Genomic DNA, 24,541 nt, shown 5'->3' with positions numbered 1-24,541 from the left:
CTTTACCCAGGCCATTACTGTACCAAGGCCATTACTGTACCCAGGATTGGGTGATCATCCAGTTGAACTGCCGGTTGAACTTGAAATTGCCAACGCGTTTGCTGACGAAGTCGAGCCGCTTGGGCGTGAAGAGGCCGACGGCCGGCGCCTTGTCCGTGACTTGCTTGTCGATTTCAGCCCACAATTTGTCGGCGGCTTTCTGGTCGGTCACGCCGAGGTCCAATGCCTTCTGCATCTTGGCGTCGATATCCTTGTCGCAGAAGCCGGCGATGTTGATTGAAGCGTCCGAACCCTCGCGGAACGAGGCACAGCTGAACAGGATGTTCAGGAAGTCCGAGGCCGCAGGATAGTCCTTGTACCACTGGGTGACGGACATCTGCACTTTGTTGTTGGTGTTCTGGATGTAGGTGAACTGGATGTTGGACGAGATCGGCTTTACGTCGGCGACGTAGCCGATGGTGGTCAGCACGCTCTGCAGATAGACGCCGATGGACCGGGAAATGGCCGTGTCCTCGACGATGATGGTCACCTTCTGGCCCTTGGTGCCCGATTCCTCGACGAGTTGCTTTGCCTTGTCGAGGTCAGGCGCCGACCATTTGGCGCCGGGGTTCTTGGTGAAGGGGCAGTAGTCCTCGTGGCCAGGGAAATCCGGAGGCAGAACCTGGCATACCGGCGAGGCGAGCACCTTGCCGCCGAACAGCTTGACCAGCGTGTTGCGGTCGATCGCATAGGCAACGGCCTGACGCGCCTTTTCGTTGTCGAACGGCGCCAGACGATTGTTGAGCGGCGCATACCACCACGCCGAAAGCGGCGAGATGTGCAACTGGTCCATGGCCTTGGTGCCGAGTTCGCCAAGGCGGTCGCTCGGCAGCGCGTCGAACATCCAGTCGGCTTCGCTGTTCTGGATCGCGGTCACGGCGGCTTCCTCGGAGAGGCCGAAATCATACTGGACGACATCCGGATAACCATCCGGCTGGGCTTCCTCGCTCCATTGCTTGAAGTTCGGATTGCGGGTCACCGTCATGCCCTTGTTGGGGTCGAAGGCGGAGATCATGTAGGCGCCGGTGCTGGGGATGGGCTTGGAGCCCATGTCTTCCGCGGGCGTGTCCGCCGGCAGGACGACGGCGTGCGGCAAAGCAAGCTTGTAGAGAATCTCGGCGTCCGGCTTGGTCAGGTTGACGGTGATCGTGCCGGCCGCCTCGTCGCCGACAACGCCGCCTTCCAGCGTGCAGCTCTTGGTGTCGGCAAGGCATTTGTCGGCACCGACGACGCCAGCATAGAAGGTACCGGACGTCGGTCCGGAGACCTTGAAGATGCGCTGGAAGGAAGCAACGACGTCCTTCACACCGAGATCCTTGCCGTCGGAGAACTTGATGCCCTTGCGCAGTTTGAAGGTAAACGTCTTGCCGTCATTGCTGACCTGCGGCAGCGCCTCGGCGAGATCGGGGACGATGGTGAAGCCGTCCATGCCCTCGGCCTTGCGGAAGGCGACCAGCCCGTCATAGATCGGCTGGTACATCTGCCAGCCCTGGTCGGTGTAGTTGATATGCGGATCGAGCGTTCCGGCCGCCGAGCGGGCCAGCAGGCGAATAGTGCCGCCTCGATGTTCCTTGAGGTACTCGGCCTGCGCCGGAGCCAGCCACATGCCGGCCAGCAATGCCGCGGCCGATGCCGCGAGAAGCAGTTTCTTCATGTCGTAGTTCCCCTTTTCTCAGTTGTCGTTGTCGTCCAGGAAGTCTCCCACCACCCGCATGCATAGATCCTGCTCTTCGACATGCGGCATATGGCTGGAATGCTCGAATACCTGCCAGCGCGATCCCTTGATGCCGTCCTTGAAGGGCTGGACGGTTGCGGGCGTGGCTTCGTCGTAACGGCCGGAGATGATCAGCGTGGGAACATCGATAGCGGGCAATCGGTCGATGATGTTCCAGCTCTTCAACGTTCCGATGACGTGGAATTCGTTCGGACCATTCATGAGATGATAGACGGTCGGATTGCGTGCGACTTGGGCGAAGGTTTCCGTCACCTCGGGCGGGAACGGAACGACCCGGCAGACATGCCGCTCGTAGAACACCATCGTCGCCTCTTGATAGGCCGGATCGTCCGTCGTGCCGGCCTGTTCGTGCCTTGCCAGTGTCTCCTGCACATCGCTCGGCAGGGCGGCGCGCAACCGGTTGGCCTCTTCCACCCACAGCTTCATGGAAGCCGGTGAGTTGGCGATGGTCAGCGACTTCAGACCCTTTGGCCGCGTCACCCCATATTCAGCGCCCAACATGCCGCCCCAGCTCTGTCCGAGCACGTGGAAGCCGCCGCGGATGCCGAGATGGTCGACGAGGTTTTCAAGTTCATCGATGAACAGCCTGGGCGTCCAGAAATCGGCGCCTCTGTCAGGCAGCAAGGTGGAATTGCCACAGCCCAATTGGTCGTAGTGGATGACGGCACGGCCCGTTCGGGCAAGAAGCTTGTACGCATCGACGTAGTTGTGGGCGGCACCCGGCCCGCCATGCAGGATGACGACCGGAGCCTTGTCGGCGTCGAGTTCGCCGCTGACCCGATACCAGGTTTCGTAGTCGCCAAAGCCGGCCCGCCCTTCCCTGGTGGCGATTTCCGATGACATCCCCGCTCCATGCGTGATTGAAGACATGTTGCTTTGTCCCTAGTTCGTGACCCGGCTGGCCTGAACCCATTCTTCCAGCATCTGCACGCCGAATGCCGTGGCGCCTTGCCTGCCAAGGGGCCGATCCGCATCGGCCAGTTCCTTGCCGGCAATGTCGAGATGCACCCAGGGCCGATCCTCGGTGAAGTGACGCAGGAACGCCGCGGCGTAGGGAGCGTCACCGTCTTCCATGTCCTTGGCGTGATGCCGCAGGTCCGCGAACGGCGATTGCAGCCCCTCGTCGTAAGCCCGGTCGAGTGGCAGCTGCCAGAACCGCTCGCCGACCGCTTCTCCGGCCGCGATCATCCGCGAGGCGATGGCGTCGTCGGTGCTGAAGAGGCCGGCGAATACCGATCCGAGACCGCGCATCACCGAATAGGTCAAAGTGGCGAGGTCGACGATCACCGACGGGTTGAAGCGCGAGGCGGCATAGTAGAGGCAGTCGGCCAGGATCAGGCGTCCTTCCGCATCCGTGTCGAACACTTCCACGGTTTGGCCGGACGCTGTCGTGATGATGTCGCGCGGCTTCAGCGCGGTGCCCGACGGCATATTCTCGGCGATGCCGAGCACGCCGACCACGTGCACCGGACTGCCTTGCCGGGCGAGCGCGATCAGCAGGCCGACCACGGCGGCCGCGCCGCCCATGTCGGCCTTCATATCGAACATCTGCTCGCCGCGCTTGATGCAGAGGCCGCCGGAGTCAAAACAGACACCCTTGCCGACGAAGGCCAGCGGCTGAGCGGGGGCACCCTTGCCGCGATAGCGCAGGACCGCGACGCGCGGGGGGCGCACCGAGCCTGATCCCACAGCCAGGATCGCGTTCATGCCGAGTTCCCCGAGCCTTGCCGTATCGAGTATCTCGACGTCGATGCCAGCTTCGCGCAACGGCTCCAGATGATCGTGGAAATTGTCGGGATGGAGATGGTTCGGCGGCAGGTTGACCAGAGTGCGCGCATATTCGACGCCATCCGCGATCGCATTGATCCGCGCCAGCGCCGAATTCAGCGCCGGACCGCCGGCCCCGACCAGTTGTACCCGCAGGGTCCGATCGGCCCCCGCTCCCGCGCGCCGGTTGCGCATGTCGAAACGATAGCGCCGCAGCCGCATGCCAAGCGCGACCCTTGCCAGGATTTCCGCTCCCGTCAGACCTATGCCTGCAATGGGATCCAGGACCAGGGTAGCCGCGCATTCCCCTTTGCCTTCCAGATGCGCGGCCAAGAGGCCGCCGGCACGCGTCAAGGAGAGCGCGGTGACGGCCTCGGCCTTGCCCAGGGCAAGGACAATCACGCGCCGGGCCGATACCGCTTTAGGGGCGATGACATCGATGCAAGTGCCGGATTCAGCCAGTACGGCTGCATCGGAACAGGCTCGGGAGAGTATCCCGCTCATTTCCGTGTCCAGTGCCGCCGCCCGAGGGCCAAAACCCGTCTGGGCAGTCTGCAAGATCACGACGACGGAGGTTTCCGCGGAAATCTCGTCCGCCGTTTCAAAGACCGGCACTGGCGATTGAGGCATAGGCGGGCGTTCTCCTCATTGCGGGGCTTTGGCCGAGGCGTCGCTTGCAGCTCGTGCAATGCTTCGCCCACCACCGGTGGAAGCCGGTCAAACCGGTCGCCGCCGTTGGTGGAATGGTGCCGAAGTTCCCGAATAGCCGTTTTCGTAAGACGACTTAGTTGCTCTTGCCTCTTGGGTATCCCTGAACGGGCCAAGCGATCAAACGCCAATTTTGTCCATGTCGATTGACAAAAACTCAACTGACAATTCATGATCGGCCAATGGCCCTACCCTCACTCAACGGCATGCGCGCTTTCGAGGCCGCAGCACGTCTCGGCAGCATCAAGGATGCGGCGGAGGAGCTGCATTTGACGCCCTCGGCGATCAGCCGCCACATCCGAGCACTCGAACGCAATCTCGGTCAGGACCTGTTCGAGCGCGGCTTTCGCCAGATAACACCGACCATCCGGGGCTCATACTATGCGCGCAGCCTCTCGGAGGCGTTCGAGGCCATCTGGCGCGCCACCGACGATGTCAGTCTCGCCGACGGCCCGAGCCACGGCAGGACCCAGCGTGTCCGGGTCCTGTGCGTGCCGGCTGTCCTGAACCTTTGGCTGGCCGACCGGTTGCCGAATTTTCGCCGGCAGCATCCGACCGTGGATCTGGAGATCTCGACATCGGGCAAGCGGGCCAATTTCGATTTGGCCATTGTCGACGAGTTCGTCTACAAGGCCGGCCCGGCGCTGACGCTGCTGATCCCGCTGGTTCTGACGCCGGTCTGTGCACCCTCGTTGCTTGAAGGGCCGATGCCGCTACTGTCGCCCGCCGATCTGGTCAATCACCACCTGATCCACGAATGCGAGACCATGCGATGGAAGCGCTGGCTGGAGCAGGAAGGCGTTTTGGACACCACGCCGAAATCCAGCACGACGCTGGATGACTGCACGCTGATCATGCGCGAGGCCATCAATGGCGCTGGAATAGCGCTTGCCGACACGATGATGGCGCAGGATTTGCTTCAGCAAGGCAAGCTGGTCGCCCCATTCAGCGCCCGCCATACCTATCCGGCCGGCATCTACCTGCATCAGCGCCGCAGTATCGGCAACAAGCCGGGTACCGGCATGTTTCAGGACTGGCTGCTTTCCGAAGTCGAGGACCACAAGCGGGTGATGGCCATCGCCTAGGCTGCCGCTCTTGCCGGCAGAAGTTGGCAGGGCGGATTCATCTAGCCTGACGCGGTGGATCGAAAATTCGAATCGACAGACGGGCGCTTTTCCAAAGCGGCTCACCATTACCGTCTGTCGATAATCGCGGTTCGCATTGAATATCTTTAAGGCCAAAGCCGGCAAATCGGTTGCTTGTCGGTGCCCCTGCGTCAGGCGTAACCTCTGCGGTCAACGCGTGAGGGCGCGTGCTGCAAGAAGGGGATATTGCAATGACGATACAAGGCGCATCGCCTGACCTTTATAATGAAGATCTCGCTCCCGCCAAGGTTCGAAACTGGGGACCATTCTCGATCTTCAATGTCTGGACCTCGGACGTCCATAGCCTGTGGGGCTACTACCTCGCCGCCAGCCTTTTTCTGTTCTGCGGCGGCTTCGTCAATTTCATCATCGCCATCGGCATCGGCTCGCTGATCATCTACGCATTGATGAACATGGTCGGCTATGCCGGTGTGAAGACCGGTGTGCCCTACCCCGTGCTGGCCCGAGCCTCCTTCGGCATCTGGGGCGCCAACATTCCGGCACTGGTGCGCGCCATCGTCGCCTGCTTCTGGTACGGCGCGCAGACCGCCGCCGCCTCCGGCGCCATCGTCGCATTGCTCATCCGCTCGCAATGGTTCGCCGATTTCAACGCCAACACCCATTTCCTCGGCCATTCCGGCCTGGAGGTGATCTGCTTCGTGGTCATATGGGCCCTGCAACTGCTGATCATCCAGAAAGGCATGGAAACGGTGCGCCGCTTCCAGGATTGGGCAGGACCCGCCGTCTGGGTGATGATGCTGCTCCTGGCCATTTATCTGTGCGTCAAATCCGGAACCTTCGCCTTCACCAGCGACATCCCGATGGACGTGCTTCTGGAGAAGACCAGGGATGCCGGCGTGCCTGGAACGCCGGGCTCGTGGACGTCGCTATTCGCGGTGGCCGCGATCTGGGTGACGTATTTTTCGGCGCTCTATCTCAATTTCTGCGATTTCGCCCGCTATGCGCCCGATCAGGCAGCGCTGCGCAAGGGCAATATCTGGGGCCTGCCGGTCAACCTCATCCTGTTCTCGCTGGTCGCCGGCGTCACCACCATCGCCGCCTACGACGTCTATCATGAAGTGCTGCTGCATCCCGACCAGATCTCGGCCAAGTTCGACAGCTGGTTCCTGGCTGCCCTTGCGGCCTTGACCTTCGCGGTGGCGACCTTGGGAATCAACGTGGTGGCCAACTTCGTCTCACCCGCGTTCGACTTCTCCAACGTCTTCCCGCGTCAGATCGACTTCAAGAAGGGTGGCTACATCGCCGCGCTGATCGCGCTCGTGCTCTATCCCTTCGCGCCGTGGGAAGGCAGCGCCGCGTCCTTCGTCAACATCATCGGCGCGACGATGGGGCCGATCTTCGGCGTCATGATGGTCGATTACTATCTGATCCGGAAGAGCGAGGTCGACGTCGAGGCGCTCTACCTCGAGGACGGCGAATTCCGCTTCCAGGGCGGCTGGCACGTCAATGCCTTCATCGCCGCCGGCATCGGCGCCGTCTTCTCCTCGATCCTGCCGAACTTCACCAACTGGCTGCCGTCCTGGTGGGGTGTCTATGGCTGGTTCTTCGGCGTGGCGATTGCCGGCGTCATCTACTACGTGCTGCGCACCGCGGCCGTCGGCGCCGGTGCCAAGACGGCCAAAGCATGATGGATTGAAACCGGGGCGGCCTCGAGCCGCCCCGCTCTATTCTGCGACCATTTCAGCCAGCTTGCGCACCGTATTCCAGTTGCGCGAGGTGCCAATGCCGAGGCGCTTGTGATTGGCGGCCGCAAGCAGGCGCGAACTTGGCCTCTCGCGCGAAAACACAAGCCATATGTCGCCACCGACCAGAAGCACCTTTTCGTCCCCGGCGGCACGGGTCTGAAGACCCGATATGGCATCTTCGGCCACGGGTTTGCGCATTACACGCACCGCGACCTGGTCGCCGGCTTCAACCGAGTCAGCCGGGAATGGATTGCTGGTTGCGAGTCTCAGCCAATCCTCGGCGCTGCGGACAATGATGTCGACGTGGCGGCCAAAGGCCTTTTCGAAGGCGACTTCCAAGCGCGTCTCAAGCGTGGCGACCGAAATCTTTTCACTCTCGAAGACCAGGTTGCCGGTCGCCACCAAGGTGCGGACATTCTTTAGGCCGATGCCTTCCGCCATCGCCTTGAGGTCGGACATGACGACCCGCCGCCCCTCTCCCAGGATGATGCTGTAGAGGAGCGCGACATAGGTCCGCATGGAATCAGTCAGACCAGCCGGCTCTGCTCCACCGCCGCCTCGATGAAGCTGGCGAACAGCGGATGCGGATCGAGCGGCCGGCTCTTCAGCTCGGGGTGATACTGCACGCCGATGAACCAGGGATGGTCGGGATACTCGACCGTCTCAGGCAACACGCCGTCAGGCGACATGCCGGCAAAGACCAGCCCGCAATCCTCAAGGCGCTGCTTGTAGTCGATATTGACCTCGTAGCGGTGCCGGTGACGTTCGGAAATCTGGGTGTCGCCATAGATGTCGGCGATCTTCGAGCCCTTGGCGAGTTCGGCCTGATAGGCGCCGAGCCGCATGGTGCCGCCGAGATCCCCGGTCGCCCGGCGCTTTTCCAGCATATTGCCCTTCAGCCATTCGGTCATCAAACCGACGACCGGTTCCTTGGTCGGGCCGAACTCGGTTGAGGAGGCATGTTCGACGCCGGCCAGGGATCTTGCCGCCTCGATGCAGGCCATCTGCATGCCGAAGCAGATGCCGAAATACGGCACCTTGCGCTCACGCGCGAATTTCGCCGCCAGGATCTTGCCCTCCGAGCCGCGTTCGCCGAAGCCGCCGGGCACCAGGATACCGTGCACCTTCTCAAGCCAAGGCGCCGGGTCTTCCTTTTCGAAGATTTCCGATTCGATCCAGTCGAGCTTGACCTTGACGTGGTTGGCCAACCCGCCATGCGAGAGCGCCTCGATCAGCGATTTGTAGGCATCCTTGAGGCCGGTATACTTGCCGACGATGGCGATGGTGACCTCGCCCTCCGGATTGTGGATGCGGTTGGAGACAGCCTGCCACGGTTCCATGCGCGGCTTGGGCGCCGGGTCGATGCCGAAGGCGGCCAGCACTTCCGAATCGAGACCTTCCTTATGGTAGGCCATAGGCACGTCGTAGATGTGCGGCACGTCGAGCGCCTGGATGACGGCGCTCTCCCTGACATTGCAGAACAGCGACAGCTTGCGGCGCTCTTCCTTGGGAATGGCGCGGTCGGCGCGCACCAGAAGAATGTCGGGCGCAATGCCAATGCCGCGCAATTCCTTGACCGAATGCTGGGTCGGCTTGGTCTTCAGCTCACCTGCTGTCGGGATATAGGGCATCAAGGTCAGATGCACGTAGACGGCATTGTTGCGCGGCAGATCGTTGCCGAGCTGGCGGATTGCCTCGAGAAACGGCATCGCCTCGATGTCGCCGACCGTGCCGCCGATCTCGCACAGCACGAAATCATAGTCGTCATTGCCGTCGAGGACGAAGTTCTTGATCTCGTCGGTAACGTGCGGGATGACCTGCACGGTCGCGCCGAGATAGTCGCCACGCCGCTCGCGCTCGATGATGTTCTTGTAGATGCGCCCGGTCGTGATGTTGTCCTGCTGATTGGCGGAACGGCCGGTGAAGCGCTCGTAATGACCAAGATCGAGATCGGTCTCGGCACCGTCATCGGTGACGAACACCTCGCCATGCTGGTACGGCGACATCGTGCCGGGGTCGACATTGAGGTAGGGATCGAGTTTTTTGATGCGAGCGCGATAGCCTCGCGCCTGCAGGAGAGCCCCAAGGGCCGCTGCGGCAATGCCTTTTCCAAGTGAGGAAACCACGCCGCCTGTGATGAATACATATCGCGCCATGGGAGTCATCGCTTAACGCGGCCGGATTGATTCCGCCAGAGAAAAAACCGCCGCGAAGGCTTTTTCCCAAGAAGGCGCTCGGACCATGATCCCTAAAATGGAATCCGGTTTTTTGGACAGGATCCCGACCAAAACGGGTTTTGATCGAGACCTTCCGTCCGGAATTGGCGTAAAAACAAAGACTTAGAGCAGGTCGGCGATTCTATCAAACGTTGAACCGCTCCAAGCAAAACAAAAGGGCCGGCTGAGCCGGCCCTTTCGGCATGATGATGGAAACGTCAGATGATGACGACCTTGGTGCCGACCCGGACGCGGCTGTAGAGATCCATGACGTGCTCGTTCATCATACGGAAGCAGCCATTGGAGGCGCTGGTGCCGATAGACTGCGGCGCGATGGTGCCGTGAATACGCAGATGCGTGTCCTTCTTGCCGTCATAGAGATAAATGGCGCGGGCACCGAGCGGGTTCTGTCCGCCGCCGGCCATGCCGTCCTTGTACTGGCCGTAGTGCTTTGGCTCGCGCTTCTGCATGTCGAGTGTCGGGATCCAGCGCGGCCATTCCTGCTTGTCGCCGACCGCGACCGTGCCCTTGAACTGCAGGCCTTCGCGGCCGACCGCGATGGCATAGCGACGCGCGGTCGTGGACGATTCGACGAGATAGAGCCGGCGAGCGCTGGTGTCGATGACGATCGTGCCGGCATCATAGCCCGTAAATTCCACGTCCTGAGGCACGAATTCCGGCTTCACCTTGAACGGCTTCTTGGCGTTTCTCTGGGCAAGTGCCGAATCGAGCGCGCGGGTCTCGGGCAGATAGCTGATCGATGAGCCCGATGAAGTTCCACCGAACAGGCCGGCGAACAGGCCGCCACTCGACTGCTTCTGGCCGCCGACGACCTCGCTGCGCAGTTCGCCATTGTTGCCGGTCAAAGCGACATTCATCGCTTCGGCCGGGATAGGCTCAGCCGATTGGATCGGCGTGACGGGTTCAATCGGTTCGATGATCTTGGTGGTCTTCTTGGCTGTGTTGGCCTCGGCCACTTCAGCCGCCGGAGCGCTTTTGCCCTTCTGGGCCAGGAAGGCCTGCCGTGCGGCATCGGCCCTGGCTTTCGCCGCTTCGCGCATCGCCAGCTTCCTGGCCTCGAGCGCCTTGGCCTTGGCGTTCTCCTTGTCGGCAACGATCTTGGCCTCGATCTTCTTGATCTGGGCAAGATCGTCCGGCGTCGGGTTTTTCTTCTTCTTGAGAAGCTTCAACTGCGCCGCATCGCTTTTGGCCGCGACGGGGATGGCGTCGGTTTTCTCAAGCGACACCGGCTGTTGTGCGGCCATGTTTGCCGGCATGGCGGCGAAGGCCGGGGAACTCATGCCGATTGCGGCGCAAAGTCCCAGGAAAATGAAGCTGCGAAGCTGCATGGCGAAGATCCGATCGTTCAATGCTTGTTGCCCACGGCGTCGCCCGGCGTCCCCCAAGGACGCCGAAAATGCCGCGTGCAATCTATAGTCGAATAAGCGCGGATGCCTCAAGCGCGAGACCGCACTGCTGCCCGTCGAATCTTCGTGATCGCGCAGCATTTGCCGCGACTGTGTTCAAACGATCACAGATCGCGGTTTGGAAACGTCGAGGTTTACTGGTTCGGAACCTGGGGCGCCGCCGGCGCTGTGTTGGTGGTTCCATTGGTGGCCGGCGGCGTTGAGCCTGCGGCGGGGGCAGTGGCCGGGGCCGTTGCCGGAGGCTTTGCCGCGGCGTCGTTTCCGGATGGCGGCGTCGGCGTGGTGGTGCCGGCGGGAGCCGGGGTGGTGGTGCCAGGCAGTTGGTTGAGCACGCCCTTGCCGGCGCCGTCCGAGGTCACGGGAACCCGGTCGAGAATGTCGATCGGCTTCTCGCCGTAGCGGGCAATGATCGACAAGGTCAGCGACGTCACGAAGAACGCTGCCGCCAGGATCGCCGTCGCCCGGGTCAACGCGTTGGCCGCGCCGCGCGCCGTCATGAAGCCCGACCCGCCACCAATGCCGAGGCCGCCGCCTTCGGAACGCTGCAGCAGCACCACGCCGACAAGGGCGAGCACGACCATGAGATGGATGACGATCAGTACGGTTTGCATAGTTTATCCTGGCAAGGCCTTGCCCGGCCGCGGACACGACCGGTGAATTGGAGGCGGCTCAATACAATGCTTTCACGGCATTTCCAAGCCCGTGGCCGGAATATGGGAAGCAACGTGCCCTTTGCAACGAATTTGGACGAGATGGGACCCGCCCATCGTCGTGGATCTCAGCCTGCAATGCTGCGATAGGCTTCGGCGATACCCAGGAAATCAGCCGCTTTCAGGCTGGCGCCGCCGACCAGCGCGCCATCGACGTTCCTGACGCCCAGCAGTTCGACCGCGTTGGACGGCTTGACCGAGCCGCCATAGAGAATGCGCATCCTGGCAGCGGCGGTCCCCAGCTTTTCCGACAGCTTTTCGCGGATATGCGCATGCGCCTCGGCCACATCGGCCGCCGTTGGCGTCAGGCCGGTGCCGATCGCCCACACCGGCTCGTAGGCGATAATGGTATTGGACGGCGTGGCGCTCGGCGGCACCGAGCCTTCAACCTGGCGCGAAAGCACCTCCAGCGTGGCGCCGGCTTCACGCTGCTGCTGCGTCTCGCCGATGCATACGATGGCCACCAGTCCGGCACGCCAGGCCGCGGTGGCCTTGGCCTGGACCGTCGCATCGTCCTCGCCGCGTTGTTCGCGGCATTCGGAGTGACCGACAATGACATGGCTCGCGCCCGCGTCCTTCAGCATCTCCGCCGAGATGCAGCCGGTATAGGCGCCGCTTTCCTTGGGGTGGCAGTCCTCACCGCCGGCATGGACAGGCGTGCGCGACAGGATCTCCGCCGCATGGGAAAGCAGCGTCGCGGGAACACAGACCAGTGCTTCGGTCTCGGCGTCGAGCCCGCTCATGAAACCGTTGCCGATCATCCTGAGTTCGTTCAGCGAGGCGCTGGTGCCGTTCATTTTCCAGTTGCCGGCGACAAGCGGGCGAATTCCTGGCGTCATGGTGTGCTTCTCCGGGCGATATCAGGCTCTGGCCCTCACTACCAAAATCAGGCCACAAAGCAATCGACAGTGGACCGGAAGGGCGCTATTGCGCTTGTTTCAGACTCGGCGCATGCGAAAATGCGCATAAATCGGAAGTAACCATGCTTGGTATATTGAGAAGCGCGGCAGGTACCTGGGTCGCGAAGACGCTGCTTTCGCTGCTGGTGGTCAGTTTCGCTGCCTGGGGCATCTCCGGAAAGCTCATGGGCGGCTTTGCGGGCCACGATTCGGTGATAACCGCTGGTGGAACCAAGGTATCGATCAACGAATACCGCCTTGCCTATGACCGCCAGCTCGCCGTCATGTCGCAGCAGTTCGGTCAGCGCCTCACTCATGAACAGGCAAAGGCGCTCGGCATCGACAATCAGGTGCTGGCGCAACTCGTCTCCGGTGCCGTTCTCGACGAACAGGCACGCAAGCTGGGCCTCGGCCTCTCCAAGGACCGGCTGGCTGAACTCACCCGCGAAGATCCGGCGTTCAAGGGCCCTGGCGGTCAGTTCGACCGGCGGACATTCGACTACATGCTGCACGAGGTCGGCATGCGGCCCGAGGATTACCTGAAGAACCGCGCCCAGGTGGCGGTGCGCCAGCAGATCGTCGAGGCTGTCTCGGACGGCCTCAAAGCCCCGGACACGTTCTTCAAGGCAGTCGCGCTCTACCGCGGCGAAGACCGCACCGTCGACTATCTGACATTGCCAAAAACGCTGGTCGAGCCGATCGAGGCGCCGAGCGACAGCGTGCTCCAGGCTTATTTCGAGGCGAACAAGAAAACCTACGCCGCACCTGAGTACCGCAAATTCTCCTATGTCCGCCTGGAACCGGTGGACATCATGGATACGACCGCGGTCACCGACCAGCAGGTCAGTGACGACTACAACAAGAACAAGGCGCGCTACACCACACCCGAAATGCGCACCATCGAGCAGCTTGTGTTCAAGACGCCGGATGCCGCGAAGGCAGCGCTCGATTCGCTCAAGGCCGGTGCCACCTTCGACAAGCTGGTGACCGCCGAAGGCAGGACCCCGGCCGATATCCTGCTTGGCACGCTCGCCAAGGACAAGATCGCCGACAAGGCGGTTGCCGATGCCGCCTTCGCGCTCAACGCCAATGAAGTCAGCCAGGTCGTTCAGGGCACCTTCGGTCCAGTGCTGCTGCGCGTGACCGAGATCAAGCCCGAGGTGGTGAAGCCGCTTGCCGAAGTGTCCGACCAGATCCGCAAGGACCTGGCGCTGGGTGAGGCAAGCCGCATCCTTTTGGATGTGCACGACAATTATGAGGACACCCGTGCATCGGGCAGTTCGCTGGCCGACGCGGCCGCCAAATTGAAGCTCAAGGACATCACCATCGACGCCATCGATCGCAATGGCCTGAGGCCCGATGGCACCATCGTCAAGGACCTGCCGGAATCGCCGTCGCTGATCAAGGCCGTCTTTGATGCCGAACCCAACACCGAAAACGAAGCGCTGACCACGGCGGACAACGGCTTCGTCTTCTATGAGGTTGGTTCGATCACACCGGCTCGCGACCGCACTCTTGATGAGGTGCGCCAGAGGGTGGTCGCCGACTGGACGGCTGCCGAGACCACCAAGCGGCTCGCCGCCAAGGCGGACGAACTCGAGAAGCGGCTCAAGGCCGGCGCCACGCTCGATGTCATCGCCAGTGAACTCAAGCTGGAAAAGCAGACCAAGCGCGGCCTGAAGCGCGAAGCCGATGATGCCGATTTCGGCAAGGAGGGCGCCGCCGTGATGTTCGGCGTCGGCGAAGGCGGCACCGGCTTGATCCCCTCGCCCACCGGCGACGGCCAGATCCTGTTCAAGGTCGCCGAAGTGTTCGAACCGGCCGGCGCCGACGCCAGCTCGGTGCCGGACGACGCGCAGAAATCATTCACCTCCGGCATGTCCGACGACCTGCTCGACCAATTGGTGGCGCAGTTGCAGACGCAATACGATGTCCGCATCGACCAGGCCGCCGTTGCCCAAGCCTCGACAAGATGAGCGCGCTGAAAACCCATATCGCCAAGGTCGCGACCGGCACCGCCCTGTCCTTCGAGGAGGCGTGCGAGGCCTTCGACATCATCATGTCGGGCGATGCGACCCCAGGGCAGATCGGCGGCTTCCTGATGGCGCTGCGCGTGCGCGGCGAGACGGTCAGCGAGATTTCAGGCGCTGTCGCCACGATGCGTGCCAAGATGCTGCGCGTCGATGCCCCTGACGGCGCCATCGACATCGTCGGCACCGGCGGCGATAATTCGCACTCGGTCAACATCTCGACAGGATCAGCCTTCGTCATTGCGGCCAGTGGCGTGCCGGTCGCCAAGCACGGCAATCGCGGCCTGTCCTCGCTGACCGGTGCGGCCGACGTCCTGATCGCGCTCGGCGTCAAGATCGACCTCTCGCCCGAGTTCATCGGCCGTTGCATTCGTGAGGCGGGCGTCGGCTTCATGTTCGCGCCCGCGCACCATCCGGCGATGAAACATGTCGGCCCGACACGCGTCGAGCTCGGCACCCGCACCATCTTCAACCTGCTCGGCCCCCTGTCCAATCCGGCGGGGGTGAAGCGGCAGATGGTTGGCGTGTTCCTGCCGGAATGGATCATGCCAGTGGCCGAGACGCTGAAGGCGCTCGGCACCGAGCACGCCTGGGTCGCCCATGGCGACGGCTATGACGAGATCACCACCACCGGGCAGACGCAGGTTGCCGAACTGGTTGGCGGCGAGATACGCAGCTTTACGTTGACCCCTGAAGAGGTTGGACTGAAGCGCCATACCAAGGACGAGCTGCGCGGCGGTGACGCCGCCTACAATGCCAAGGCCTTGCGCGACATGCTGGGCGGCGCCGCCGGCGCCTACCGCGACACAGTGTTGATGAACGCCGGCGCCGGACTGGTGATTGCGGGCAAGGCGACGACGCTGGGTGACGGCATCGCCATCGCCGCGCAGGCGATCGACAGCGGCCGGGCGCTGCAAGTGCTCGACCGGCTGGTCGAAATTTCGAACGGGTGAACCGTGTCTGACATTCTGCGCAATATCGAAGCCTACAAGCGCGACGAGATAGCCGCCGCCAAGGCACGCGTACCGCTGGCAGAGATCAAGGCGCACGCAAAAGACGCCGACGCACCGCGCGGCTTTCTCGCGGCGCTCGACGCGAAACGCAAATCCGGCGATTTCGCCCTGATCGCCGAAATCAAGAAGGCAAGTCCCTCCAAAGGGCTGATCCGTGCGGACTTCGATCCGCCGGCATTGGCGAAGGCCTATGAGAAAGGCGGCGCCGCCTGCCTTTCCGTACTGACGGACGAGCCGTCCTTTCAGGGGGCGCCGGAATTCCTCACCAGGGCAAGGGCAGCCGTCGCCCTGCCCGCGCTACGCAAGGATTTCCTGTTCGATTCCTACCAGGTCCATGAAGCTCGCGCCTGGGGCGCGGACGCTATCCTGATCATCATGGCCAGTGTTGACGACGACTTGGCGCATGAGCTGGAAACGACCGCGTTCGAACTCGGCATGGATGCGCTGATCGAGGTCCACGACGAGGCCGAGACGGAGCGCGCGTTGAAATTGTCGTCGCGGCTGATCGGCATCAATAACCGCAATCTGAGAACGTTCGAGACCAGCCTTGAGACCTCCGAGCGGCTGGCGGCCATGGTACCCGCCGATCGCCTGCTGGTCAGCGAGAGCGGCATCTTCACCCATGACGATTGTCTCAGGATGCAAAAGAGCGGCATCGGCACCTTTCTCGTCGGCGAAAGTCTGATGCGGCAACAGGACGTCGCCGCCGCGACGCGCTTGCTCCTGACGGGCAAGGCAGTAGCCGAGGCGATCTGATCGTGGCCAACCTCACGCACCTTGGCGCGCAGGGCGAGGCCAACATGGTCGATGTCGGCGACAAGGAAGAGACGACGCGCACCGCGATCGCCGAAGGCTTCGTCTCCATGCAGCCCGAGACATTGAAGACCATTCTCGCCGGCAACGCCAAGAAAGGTGACGTGCTTGGCACCGCGCGCATCGCCGGCATCATGGCGGCGAAGAAGACGCATGAGTTGATCCCGCTCTGCCACCCTCTGCTGCTGACCAAGGTTTCCGTCGACATCGAGCCAGACCATGCTCTGCCCGGCCTCAGAGTCACGGCGCTGGCGCGCGTTACCGGCAAGACCGGCGTCGAGATGGAAGCATTGACCGCCGCGTCCGTGGCCTGCCTGACCATCTACGACATGGCCAAGGCGGTGGACCGCGCCATGGTCATCTCCGGTATCCGGCTGTCCGAAAAGACCGGCGGCAAGTCCGGCGACTACAAGGCAGGTGCCTGATGGTGCTGGTTCCGGTCGCCGAGGCGCTCGAACGCCTCCTCGACGGCGCCGTGCCGCTGGCCGGCGAAAGCGTCCCCCTCATCGAGGCTGTCGATCGTGTGCTGGCCGAAGCGGTGGTGGCGCTTCGCACCCAGCCGCCCTTCAACGCTTCTGCCATGGACGGCTATGCGGTGCGAGTCGCCGACGTGGCGTCGGTGCCGTCGAAACTCTCGGTGATCGGGATGGCGCCGGCCGGGCGTGGCTTTGACGGCGCGGTCGGCCAAGGACAAGCCGTGCGCATCTTCACCGGCGCACCGCTGCCTCATGGTGCCGATACCATCGTCATCCAGGAGAATGTCAGGGATCTCGGCGGTGGCAATATCGAAGTGGTCGAGCCCACCGCCGAGTGGCGCAACATCCGCCGCGTCGGCCTCGATTTTTCCAAGGGCGACGTGCTGCTGGAGAAGGGGCGCTTGCTCGACCCGGCTGCACTGTCGCTGGCGGCATCGGCCAACCACCCCCGAGTGAGCGTGGTGAAACGGCCGTTGGTCGCCATCATCGCCACCGGTGACGAACTGTTGCAGCCCGGCAGCGAACTCGGGCCGGACCAGATCATCTCGTCCAACGCTTATGGCGTCGCCGCGGCAGCACAGTCGGTCGGTGCCCGCGCGCTCGATCTCGGAATCGCCGCCGACCGCAAGGACGCCATCGCCGCCCTGGTCAGGAAAGCGGTGGCCGCCGGCGCCGATGTTATCGTCACGCTGGGCGGTGCCTCGGTGGGCGACCATGACCTTACCCATGACGTGCTGACCAGCGAAGGCATGACCCTCGGCTTCTGGAAGATCGCCATGCGTCCTGGCAAGCCGCTGATGTTCGGGCGCCTCGGCGATGTCAGATGCATCGGCCTGCCCGGCAATCCGGTGGCAAGCCTGGTCTGCTCGCAATTGTTCCTGAAGCCGCTTCTGGCAAGGCTCGGCGGTCGCGATCATCGTCAGGATATCCGCCAGGCGCGGCTCGGCGCCGCAATGGCGGCCAACGATCTGCGCCAGGATTATGTGCGGGCGGTGGTCCGGGAAGACGGCAGCGGGTTGGTGGCGACGCCGTTCGGCATCCAGGATTCTTCAATGCTGAGGATGCTTGCCGATGCCAACGGATTGGTCGTGCGCGCGCCTTTTGCTCCCGCATCTGTTGCCGGAGACGCTTGCAGCGTTCTGATGTTGCGTTGAAGAATTATCTCATAAATAGCTGATAACAGGACAAAAATAATCTCGGCTATTCCGAGATCAAAGTCCGCGTCAAGGCGTGCGCTGGATCGGCAAGGCCATCGACAACATCGTAATGATGCCGATCCGGTTCGACCACGGCGTTGGTAATTGCGCCAAGTCCGGTCCAGATGTTGGCGAGCAACGCATTCTGGCGCAAGAACTCGGAACGCTCCCCGCCGCCGGCCCAGCAGGTGATACGGACACCATCCAGGGGGCGCAGCAGTGCCGGGCTTTCCATCTGCGCCTCATGCTCATCGATTTTCAGCGTCGCGTTCATGTCCGTGCGCATCAGCGGGCGCAAATCATGCAAGCCTGAAATCGAAACGACATGGCGTATGCGCCGCGCGATACCGGCAGCCAAAGGCGTGGTCACCGTCACCATGCGGCTGGCGAGATGTCCACCGGCCGAATGTCCGGTCAGAATCAATGGCCCGTCGACCATTGCCGCGGCCCTGCTGATAGCCGTCCCGATTTCGGTGACGATGCCGGCGATGCGTATGTCGGGGCACTGCGTGTAGGACGGCATCGCCACGGCAAAACCGCTGTCGACCGCGCCTTCGGCGAGGTGCGACCACAAGCTCTTGTCGGTCTCCATCCAATAGCCGCCATGGATGAACACCACTAGGCCCCTCGGCGCGGCCTTGGGAAGGAAGAGGTCGAAGCGGTTGCGCGGCCGATCGCCATAGGCAATGTCGATACGTGCCCGGCCCTGTGCCGATAGCGCATCGCGGAACGCCTGCGCGGGTTCCGCCCATGCGGCCGGCCAACGGTCACTGCCGGCGATATTGGCGCCGTTGGCGTAGGCATTGTCCCAGTCGGCAATGCGATGGTCTGGCATCGGCACCCTCCCCCGAAGCGGCATCGTTTCAACACTAGCAATGGCCGCCGCCATGTCATGCGTCAATGCTCCGAGGCAAAACATTTTAGGCTTGAAACAAATTTCGACTGGTGCGATCCTGCCAGCGGAACAGTCGACAATGGGAGGTCCGCTGTGCTGTCCGAATCTGCCAATCGTCACCTTTCCGGCGACTTGGTCGAGCAGGTGTAGCCGGCTGCACGAAGCCTTCCGCGAAAGATGGGAATTTCAGATCCACCGCCTCCGGCCAGGTGCCCCGCACGCTGGCCGGGCAGCAGACAGGACAGCGGCGACATGCTTGGGCCTTCAGCGCATACCGACACGTTCACGCGCGATCACCTGCCGCCGCCCGAACAATGGCCCGACTTCCTGCTCGACGGCTTCGACTACCCCGAACATCTCAACGCCGGTGTCGAATTGACCGACAGGCTGGTCGAGAAGGGTCTCGGTGACCACACCGCCCTGATCGGCAATGGCCGCCGCCGCACCTACAAGGAACTGTCCGACTGGACGAACCGGCTCGCCCACGCGCTGGTCGAGAATTATGGCGTCAAGCCGGGCAACCGGGTGTTGATCCGCTCCGCCAATAACCCAGCCATGGTCGCCTGTTGGCTGGCCGCCACCAAGGTCGGCGCCGTCGTCGTCAACACCATGCCGATGCTGCGCGCCGGCGAACTCACAAAGATCGTCGACAAGGCCGAGATCACGATCGCGCTCTGCGACACCCGGCTGATGGACGAGATGACCGCCTGCGCCAAGGACAGCGCGTTCCTGAAGCAGGTGATCGGCTTCGACGGCACCGCCAACCATGATGCCGAGCTCGACCGCGCCGCCCTCGACAAGCCCGTCACCTTCACCGCCGTCAGCACCGGCCGCGACGATGTCGCCCTGCTCGGCTTCACCTCGGGCACGACGGGCGTGCCGAAGGCGACGATGCATTTCCACCGCGACCTGCTGATCATCGCCGATGCCTACGCCCGCGAAGTCCTGCAGGTGACGCCGGACGACATCTTCGTCGGCTCGCCGCCGCTCGCCTTCACCTACGGTCTTGGCGGGTTGGCCATCTTTCCCCTGCGCTTCGGCGCGGCGGCGACCCTGCTGGAACAGGCGACGCCGCCCAACATGATCCACATTATCGAGACCTACAAAGCCACCATTTCCTTCACCGCGCCGACTGCTTACCGCGCCATGCTGAAGGCCATGGATGAGGGTGCCGACCTGTCATCGCTGCGTGTTGCCGTTTCCGCCGGCGAGACCTTGCCGGCGCCGGTCTTCGAAGAGTGGACACGAAAGACCGGCAAGCCGATCCTCGATGGCATCGGCGCCACCGAAATGCTGCACATCTTCATCTCCAACCGCTTTGACGACAGGAAGCCCGCTTCGACCGGCAAGCCGGTCGGCGGCTACGAGGCGCGCATCGTCGACAACGACATGCGCGAAGTGCCGCGTGGCGAGACCGGACGGCTGGCGGTGCGCGGGCCAACCGGCTGCCGCTACATGGCCGATGACCGGCAGAAGGACTATGTGCGCGACGGCTGGAATCTCACCGGCGACACCTTCACGCAGGACGAGGACGGCTTCTTTCACTTTGCCGCGCGTTCCGACGACATGATCGTCAGCGCCGGCTACAACATCGCCGGACCCGAGGTCGAGGCGGCGCTGCTTTCGCATCCCGATGTCGCCGAATGCGCTGTCATCGGCGCCGAGGATGGCGAGCGCGGCCAGATCGTCGAGGCGCATGTCGTGCTGGTGCGAGGCGTGGCGCCGGACGCGATGACCGTCAAGCGCCTGCAGGACCACGTCAAGGCAACCATCGCGCCCTACAAATACCCGCGATCGGTCAAATTCATCGCCGCGCTGCCCAAGACCCAGACCGGCAAGATCCAGCGCTTCCGCCTGCGCACGGAGAAAATCAATTGAGCGAACCCTACGATCCGGCGTCCGAAGGCGCACAGATGTCGTTCAAAGAACGCATGTCCTACAGCGACTATCTGCACCTGGAGAAAGTACTCGACGCGCAGGCGCCGCTGTCGTCGGCGCATGACGAGATGCTGTTCATCATCCAGCACCAGACATCGGAACTCTGGATGAAGCTCGCCTTGCACGAGATTGGCGCCGCGATCCGCTCGATCCGTGCCGACCGCCTCGAACCGAGCTTCAAGATGCTGTCGCGCGTCGCCCGCATTTTCGAGCAGCTGAACAACGCCTGGGACGTGCTGCGCACGATGACTCCAAGCGAATACACAGAGTTCCGCGATGCGCTCGGCCAGTCCTCGGGTTTCCAGTCCTGGCAGTATCGCGCCATCGAATTCATGGCCGGCAATCGCAACCTCGCCATGCTTGGGCCGCACAAGCACCGGCCGGACCTCACGGGCAGGCTGGAGGCAATCCTGACCGAGCCGTCGCTCTACGATGAAGCGCTGCTGCTTCTGGCACGCAACGGATTCGACATCGGCGCCGATGCCAGGCGCACGGACTGGCGAGAGACGCGCAGCGAGAACGAAGAGGTCCTCGTCGCCTGGCAGACCATCTACCGCGATCCGCAGCGCTACTGGATGTTCTATGAACTGGCCGAGAAACTGGTCGACTTCGAGGACTACTTCCGCCGATGGCGCTTCAACCACGTCACCACGGTCGAGCGCATCATCGGCCTGAAGCGCGGCACCGGCGGCACATCCGGTGCCTCCTACCTCAAGAAGATGCTCGAGGTCGTCCTGTTTCCGGAACTCTGGAACGTCCGTACCCGGCTCTGAGCTCCTTGGTGCGGACTGGAAAGCGGCGCGGCACTTTTCCTGGAATTGCGCCGACGCTTCAGGTCACCGCGGTCTTGACCGCGAAGCGCGCGTCCTTCCACGCGCCGGTGCGCAGGATATCTTCCAACACCCCGACCGCCTGCCATACATCGGCGTAACCGACATAGAGCGGCGTGAAGCCGAAGCGGATCGTCGATGGCGCACGGAAATCGCCGATCACGCCGCGCTCGATCAGCGCCCGCATCACCTGGTAACCGTTGGGGTGGAGGAACGAAACCTGGCTGCCGCGCTGCTTGCCATCGCGCGGGCTTTCCAGCTCCAGGCCGTAAGCGCCGCATCTGGTCTCGACGAGTTGGATGAACAGGTCGGTGAGCGCGATGCTCTTGTTGCGCACTGCCGCCATGTCGACATCGTCCCAGATATCCAGCGCCCCCTTGAGCGCCCGCATCGACAAGACCGGTTGCGTGCCGCACAGGAAGCGACGGATGCCGCTGCCGGCCGCATAACCCTGCTCGAAGGCGAAGGGCCGCGCGTGGCCCCACCAACCGCTGAGCGGCTGCTGGACTTTGTCGTGATGACGCGTGGCGGCGTAGATAAAGGCTGGCGCGCCCGGACCGCCATTGAGATATTTGTAAGTGCAGCCGATGGCGAAATCCGCATTGGCGCTGTCGAGTTCGACCGGCAAGGCGCCGGCGGAATGGCAGAGATCCCAGACGATCAGCGCGCCGACCTGATGGGCCTTGCATGTCAGTGCCGCCATGTCGCGCAGCTGGCCGGATTTGTAATTGACATGGTTGACCAGGATGACGGCGACACGCTCGTCGATCAGTTCCTCAATGGTCGGCGCGTCGACGCCCTCGAGCCGCAAGACGGTGCCGGGTCGCGTCGAGGCCACGCCTTCGGCCATATAGAGATCGGTCGGAAAGCTGTCGCCTTCGGCGACGATGACCGACCGGTCCGGCCGCATGCCGAGCGCGGCATGCAGCACCTTGTAGATGTTGATCGAGGTCGTATCGCACACCACGGTCTGGCCGGGCGCGGCGCCGACCAGCCGTCCGAGCTGGTCGCCAAGTGCCAGCGGCATGTCGAACCAGCCGGCAGTATTCCAGGCGCGGATGAGATCCTGCGCCCATTCCTGGGTGGCGGCGTTCTGTAGCTCGTTGAAGACGGCGGGTGCCGCGGCCCCAAGCGAATTGCCGTCGAGATAGATGACGCCTTCCGGCAAAATGAACCGGTCGCGCATGGCGCGCAGCGGGTCCGCCGCATCCATGGCCTCGACGGCTGCGAAATCGAGCGGTGCACGCATCATTTGTGACATTCCCTGGTTATTCATGCCCTGGTTATTGACGGATCGCTTCGCGTGCCGGCGCCGACCCGCGGCTACGCTTGAGGCTGGGCAAGGCAAGCATGGCGAGCACGAACAGACCCGTGGCAAGCTTCAGGTCGGGCGGCGGCATGCCGGCGGCAAGGCAGAACGACACCAGCTGGTAGTAGATGATCGCGCCGGCGAAGGGCGCCAGCAGCTGGCGCCAGACCGTCTGCTTGCCGACGACGGCCTCGCCGATCATCAGCGCGGCAAGGCCGTTGATGAGGATCCCCAATCCCATATTGACGTCGGCAAATCCCTGCGACTGCACCATCAGCGCGCCGCTTGAAGCCGAAAAAGCGCTCGCCAGCCCGACACCGCCTATGGTCGCGGCCCAGACATTGATGCCTTGCGCCTCGGCCATGTCGGGATTGGCGCCCACGGCACGCACGGCCGTCCCCTTCTCGGTCCTGAAGAACATGTGGAGCAGCATGAAGGCGATCAGCGCGAGAAGGCCGGCGACGACGATCTTGCTGGCGGGAAACCCCGGCCGCGCGAACGGCACCCAGTCGAACACCGTCGGCGAGCCGAAGACCGAGAGATTGGACTTGCCCATGATGCGAAGGTTGATGCTGTAGAGCATCGTCATCATCAGGATGCCCGCCAGAAGCGTGTGGATGCGGAAGCGCAGATGGATGAAGGCGGTGCAGCAGCCCGCCGCGAAGCCGGCAACGAGGGCGGCGGCGATGCCGACCAACGGCGATGCGCCGGCGGCAAGGAGGACGCCGCAGATGCAGCCGCCCAGCGGAAAGGCGCCCTCGCTGGTGAGATCGGGAAAATTCAGCATGCGAAACGGAATCATGATCCCGAGCACGACAAAGGCCAGGATCAGGCTTTGCGCCAGCGTGACCGGCATGATCGCGACGAAGCTGGCGAGAACGTCCTGAATGAAGCCCATGATGATCAGCTCGCCAGCAACATGCGGTCGGTCTTGACTGAGAAATGGCCGATCAGATCGATAACCGAGACCCTCGCCTTCTCTTCGCCTGTGACCTCCAGGAGGACGCGGCCGGCGTCGAGCATGATCACCCGGCTGCCGTAGTCGACGGCATGCTGCATGTTGTGGGTCACCATCAAAGTCGTCAGCTTCAGCGCGCTGACAGCGCGCACCGTTGCCTGCATGACGATCTCGGCCGTGCGCGGGTCGAGCGCCGCGGTATGTTCGTCGAGTAGCAGCAAGTCGGGCGATCCGCCGACCGCCATGATCAGCGACAGGGACTGCCGCTGCCCACCCGAAAGCAGGTCGACGCGGGTGTCCAGGCGGTTTTCAAGGCCGAGGCCCAGTATCGACAGGCGTTCCTTGTAGGACGCGAGCCGGGTGGGGTTCAGCCCCTGGCGCAAGGTGCGCTTGCTGCTGCGCAAATCAGCCAGCAGCATGTTTTCCGCCACCGTCATGCTGGCGGCGGTGCCGCGCATCGGATCCTGGAAGACCCGCGCCAGTTTCGCGGCGCGCTTGTGCACCGGCATATCAGTCACATCGGCGCCATTGATCAGGATCTTGCCGGTATCGAGGATCAGAGCTCCGGAAATGGCATTGAGCATGCTGCTCTTGCCAGCTCCGTTGGAGCCGATGACGATGCCGAACTCGCCAGTCGCCAATGACAGGCTGAGGCCGTCCAGCGCGATCTTCTCGTCGGCCTGGCCCCTGTAGAATACTTTGCGCGCGGATCGGATCTCGAGCATCGTTCC

The 24,541-nt window shown here is 63.0% G+C and carries 21 protein-coding genes; 9 read left to right on the top strand and 12 right to left on the bottom strand.

From position 1 onward, the window contains the following. Nucleotides 1-31 precede the first annotated feature (31 nt). Genes EN804_RS00785 through EN804_RS00775 form a run of 3 tightly spaced genes read right to left on the bottom strand, consistent with a single transcriptional unit; the run spans nt 32 to nt 4,171 of the window. Nucleotides 32-1,693, bottom strand: coding sequence for an ABC transporter substrate-binding protein (locus EN804_RS00785; protein WP_135918483.1), 1,662 nt, complete (start codon nt 1,691-1,693; stop codon nt 32-34). Between the two features lie 18 nt (nt 1,694-1,711). Further along, nucleotides 1,712-2,617 carry a proline iminopeptidase-family hydrolase gene (locus EN804_RS00780; protein ID WP_135918482.1) on the bottom strand — a complete coding sequence of 302 codons (906 nt, stop codon included), beginning with the start codon at nt 2,615-2,617 and terminating at the stop codon, nt 1,712-1,714. Between the two features lie 39 nt (nt 2,618-2,656). Then, nucleotides 2,657-4,171, bottom strand: coding sequence for a leucyl aminopeptidase (locus tag EN804_RS00775; RefSeq protein WP_127278962.1), 1,515 nt, complete (start codon nt 4,169-4,171; stop codon nt 2,657-2,659). A gap of 260 nt (nt 4,172-4,431) precedes the next feature. On the opposite strand from EN804_RS00775, the gene EN804_RS00770 reads away from it, so the two are divergent. Continuing rightward, nucleotides 4,432-5,334 carry a LysR substrate-binding domain-containing protein gene (locus EN804_RS00770; RefSeq protein WP_135918481.1) on the top strand — a complete coding sequence of 301 codons (903 nt, stop codon included), beginning with the start codon at nt 4,432-4,434 and terminating at the stop codon, nt 5,332-5,334. A 251-nt stretch (nt 5,335-5,585) separates the two neighbouring features. Further along, nucleotides 5,586-7,043, top strand: a complete 1,458-nt coding sequence (locus EN804_RS00765) for an NCS1 family nucleobase:cation symporter-1 (protein WP_135918480.1) — start codon at nt 5,586-5,588, stop codon at nt 7,041-7,043. Nucleotides 7,044-7,079: 36 nt separating this feature from the next. On the opposite strand, the gene EN804_RS00760 is transcribed toward EN804_RS00765, so the two are convergent. The 5 genes from EN804_RS00760 to tpiA all read right to left on the bottom strand — a co-directional run bounded on the left by EN804_RS00760 (nt 7,080) and on the right by tpiA (nt 12,292). Continuing rightward, the gene (locus tag EN804_RS00760) at nt 7,080-7,619 is read right to left on the bottom strand and encodes a DUF1697 domain-containing protein (protein WP_135918479.1); all 540 of its coding nucleotides are present in this window, start codon (nt 7,617-7,619) and stop codon (nt 7,080-7,082) included. An 8-nt stretch (nt 7,620-7,627) separates the two neighbouring features. Then, the gene (locus tag EN804_RS00755; RefSeq protein WP_127280485.1) at nt 7,628-9,265 is read right to left on the bottom strand and encodes a CTP synthase; all 1,638 of its coding nucleotides are present in this window, start codon (nt 9,263-9,265) and stop codon (nt 7,628-7,630) included. A 269-nt stretch (nt 9,266-9,534) separates the two neighbouring features. Beyond that, nucleotides 9,535-10,665: a L,D-transpeptidase gene (locus EN804_RS00750; protein ID WP_127280484.1), complete on the bottom strand. Its 1,131-nt coding sequence runs from the start codon at nt 10,663-10,665 to the stop codon at nt 9,535-9,537. Between the two features lie 212 nt (nt 10,666-10,877). Then, nucleotides 10,878-11,354, bottom strand: a complete 477-nt coding sequence (secG, locus tag EN804_RS00745; RefSeq protein ID WP_127280483.1) for a preprotein translocase subunit SecG — start codon at nt 11,352-11,354, stop codon at nt 10,878-10,880. Between the two features lie 167 nt (nt 11,355-11,521). Continuing rightward, nucleotides 11,522-12,292, bottom strand: a complete 771-nt coding sequence (gene tpiA, locus EN804_RS00740; protein WP_127281035.1) for a triose-phosphate isomerase — start codon at nt 12,290-12,292, stop codon at nt 11,522-11,524. Between the two features lie 143 nt (nt 12,293-12,435). On the opposite strand from tpiA, the gene EN804_RS00735 reads away from it, so the two are divergent. The 5 genes from EN804_RS00735 to glp are packed head-to-tail and all read left to right on the top strand — an operon-like array spanning nt 12,436 to nt 17,838. Then, the gene (locus EN804_RS00735) at nt 12,436-14,328 is read left to right on the top strand and encodes a peptidyl-prolyl cis-trans isomerase (protein ID WP_135918478.1); all 1,893 of its coding nucleotides are present in this window, start codon (nt 12,436-12,438) and stop codon (nt 14,326-14,328) included. Beyond that, nucleotides 14,325-15,335 (top strand): anthranilate phosphoribosyltransferase, encoded by a 1,011-nt coding sequence (gene trpD, locus EN804_RS00730; RefSeq protein WP_127872478.1) that lies wholly within the window; start codon nt 14,325-14,327, stop codon nt 15,333-15,335. The genes EN804_RS00735 and trpD overlap by 4 nt, the downstream gene beginning before the upstream one ends. A 3-nt stretch (nt 15,336-15,338) precedes the next feature. Beyond that, complete coding sequence (trpC, locus tag EN804_RS00725; RefSeq protein ID WP_135918477.1) at nt 15,339-16,151, top strand: indole-3-glycerol phosphate synthase TrpC; 813 nt, start codon at nt 15,339-15,341, stop codon at nt 16,149-16,151. Further along, nucleotides 16,151-16,633, top strand: a complete 483-nt coding sequence (moaC, locus tag EN804_RS00720) for a cyclic pyranopterin monophosphate synthase MoaC (protein ID WP_135918757.1) — start codon at nt 16,151-16,153, stop codon at nt 16,631-16,633. The genes trpC and moaC overlap by 1 nt, the downstream gene beginning before the upstream one ends. Then, nucleotides 16,633-17,838, top strand: coding sequence for a gephyrin-like molybdotransferase Glp (glp, locus tag EN804_RS00715; RefSeq protein WP_135918476.1), 1,206 nt, complete (start codon nt 16,633-16,635; stop codon nt 17,836-17,838). Before moaC ends, glp begins: the two co-directional genes overlap by 1 nt. A 46-nt stretch (nt 17,839-17,884) precedes the next feature. Here glp and EN804_RS00710 read toward each other — a convergent pair whose 3' ends face one another. Beyond that, nucleotides 17,885-18,715, bottom strand: a complete 831-nt coding sequence (locus tag EN804_RS00710; protein WP_135918475.1) for an alpha/beta hydrolase — start codon at nt 18,713-18,715, stop codon at nt 17,885-17,887. A 312-nt stretch (nt 18,716-19,027) separates the two neighbouring features. Between EN804_RS00710 and EN804_RS00705 the strand changes: the two genes are divergently transcribed. Both EN804_RS00705 and kynA read left to right on the top strand, forming a co-directional pair. Beyond that, nucleotides 19,028-20,653 (top strand): AMP-binding protein, encoded by a 1,626-nt coding sequence (locus tag EN804_RS00705; protein WP_135918474.1) that lies wholly within the window; start codon nt 19,028-19,030, stop codon nt 20,651-20,653. Beyond that, nucleotides 20,650-21,486, top strand: coding sequence for a tryptophan 2,3-dioxygenase (kynA, locus tag EN804_RS00700; RefSeq protein WP_135918473.1), 837 nt, complete (start codon nt 20,650-20,652; stop codon nt 21,484-21,486). Before EN804_RS00705 ends, kynA begins: the two co-directional genes overlap by 4 nt. Nucleotides 21,487-21,544: 58 nt before the next feature. Here the strand turns inward: kynA and kynU are convergent, their stop codons facing one another. The 3 genes from kynU to EN804_RS00685 are packed head-to-tail and all read right to left on the bottom strand — an operon-like array spanning nt 21,545 to nt 24,535. Further along, nucleotides 21,545-22,792 carry a kynureninase gene (kynU, locus tag EN804_RS00695; protein ID WP_135918756.1) on the bottom strand — a complete coding sequence of 416 codons (1,248 nt, stop codon included), beginning with the start codon at nt 22,790-22,792 and terminating at the stop codon, nt 21,545-21,547. 34 nt (nt 22,793-22,826) lie between these two features. Then, the gene (locus EN804_RS00690; protein WP_135918472.1) at nt 22,827-23,750 is read right to left on the bottom strand and encodes an ABC transporter permease; all 924 of its coding nucleotides are present in this window, start codon (nt 23,748-23,750) and stop codon (nt 22,827-22,829) included. Between the two features lie 5 nt (nt 23,751-23,755). After that, nucleotides 23,756-24,535: an ABC transporter ATP-binding protein gene (locus tag EN804_RS00685; protein WP_135918471.1), complete on the bottom strand. Its 780-nt coding sequence runs from the start codon at nt 24,533-24,535 to the stop codon at nt 23,756-23,758. Nucleotides 24,536-24,541: the final 6 nt, after the last annotated feature.

Source organism: Mesorhizobium sp. M8A.F.Ca.ET.161.01.1.1 (genome assembly GCF_004792105.1).
GTDB lineage: Bacteria > Pseudomonadota > Alphaproteobacteria > Rhizobiales > Rhizobiaceae > Mesorhizobium.
This window is presented reverse-complemented; position numbering and strand designations above follow the sequence as displayed.

What these genes read in the sequence shown, in the direction of transcription:
- EN804_RS00785 (WP_135918483.1), bottom strand. Translation starts at nt 1,693, where the DNA reads ATGAAGAAACTGCTTCTCGCGGCATCGGCCGCGGCATTGCTGGCCGGC.
- EN804_RS00780 (WP_135918482.1), bottom strand. Translation starts at nt 2,617, where the DNA reads ATGTCATCGGAAATCGCCACCAGGGAAGGGCGGGCCGGCTTTGGCGAC.
- EN804_RS00775 (WP_127278962.1), bottom strand. Translation starts at nt 4,171, where the DNA reads ATGCCTCAATCGCCAGTGCCGGTCTTTGAAACGGCGGACGAGATTTCC.
- EN804_RS00770 (WP_135918481.1), top strand. Translation starts at nt 4,432, where the DNA reads ATGGCCCTACCCTCACTCAACGGCATGCGCGCTTTCGAGGCCGCAGCA.
- EN804_RS00765 (WP_135918480.1), top strand. Translation starts at nt 5,586, where the DNA reads ATGACGATACAAGGCGCATCGCCTGACCTTTATAATGAAGATCTCGCT.
- EN804_RS00760 (WP_135918479.1), bottom strand. Translation starts at nt 7,619, where the DNA reads ATGCGGACCTATGTCGCGCTCCTCTACAGCATCATCCTGGGAGAGGGG.
- EN804_RS00755 (WP_127280485.1), bottom strand. Translation starts at nt 9,265, where the DNA reads ATGACTCCCATGGCGCGATATGTATTCATCACAGGCGGCGTGGTTTCC.
- EN804_RS00750 (WP_127280484.1), bottom strand. Translation starts at nt 10,665, where the DNA reads ATGCAGCTTCGCAGCTTCATTTTCCTGGGACTTTGCGCCGCAATCGGC.
- secG (WP_127280483.1), bottom strand. Translation starts at nt 11,354, where the DNA reads ATGCAAACCGTACTGATCGTCATCCATCTCATGGTCGTGCTCGCCCTT.
- tpiA (WP_127281035.1), bottom strand. Translation starts at nt 12,292, where the DNA reads ATGACGCCAGGAATTCGCCCGCTTGTCGCCGGCAACTGGAAAATGAAC.
- EN804_RS00735 (WP_135918478.1), top strand. Translation starts at nt 12,436, where the DNA reads ATGCTTGGTATATTGAGAAGCGCGGCAGGTACCTGGGTCGCGAAGACG.
- trpD (WP_127872478.1), top strand. Translation starts at nt 14,325, where the DNA reads ATGAGCGCGCTGAAAACCCATATCGCCAAGGTCGCGACCGGCACCGCC.
- glp (WP_135918476.1), top strand. Translation starts at nt 16,633, where the DNA reads ATGGTGCTGGTTCCGGTCGCCGAGGCGCTCGAACGCCTCCTCGACGGC.
- EN804_RS00710 (WP_135918475.1), bottom strand. Translation starts at nt 18,715, where the DNA reads ATGCCAGACCATCGCATTGCCGACTGGGACAATGCCTACGCCAACGGC.
- EN804_RS00705 (WP_135918474.1), top strand. Translation starts at nt 19,028, where the DNA reads ATGCTTGGGCCTTCAGCGCATACCGACACGTTCACGCGCGATCACCTG.
- kynU (WP_135918756.1), bottom strand. Translation starts at nt 22,792, where the DNA reads ATGCGTGCACCGCTCGATTTCGCAGCCGTCGAGGCCATGGATGCGGCG.
- EN804_RS00690 (WP_135918472.1), bottom strand. Translation starts at nt 23,750, where the DNA reads ATGGGCTTCATTCAGGACGTTCTCGCCAGCTTCGTCGCGATCATGCCG.
- EN804_RS00685 (WP_135918471.1), bottom strand. Translation starts at nt 24,535, where the DNA reads ATGCTCGAGATCCGATCCGCGCGCAAAGTATTCTACAGGGGCCAGGCC.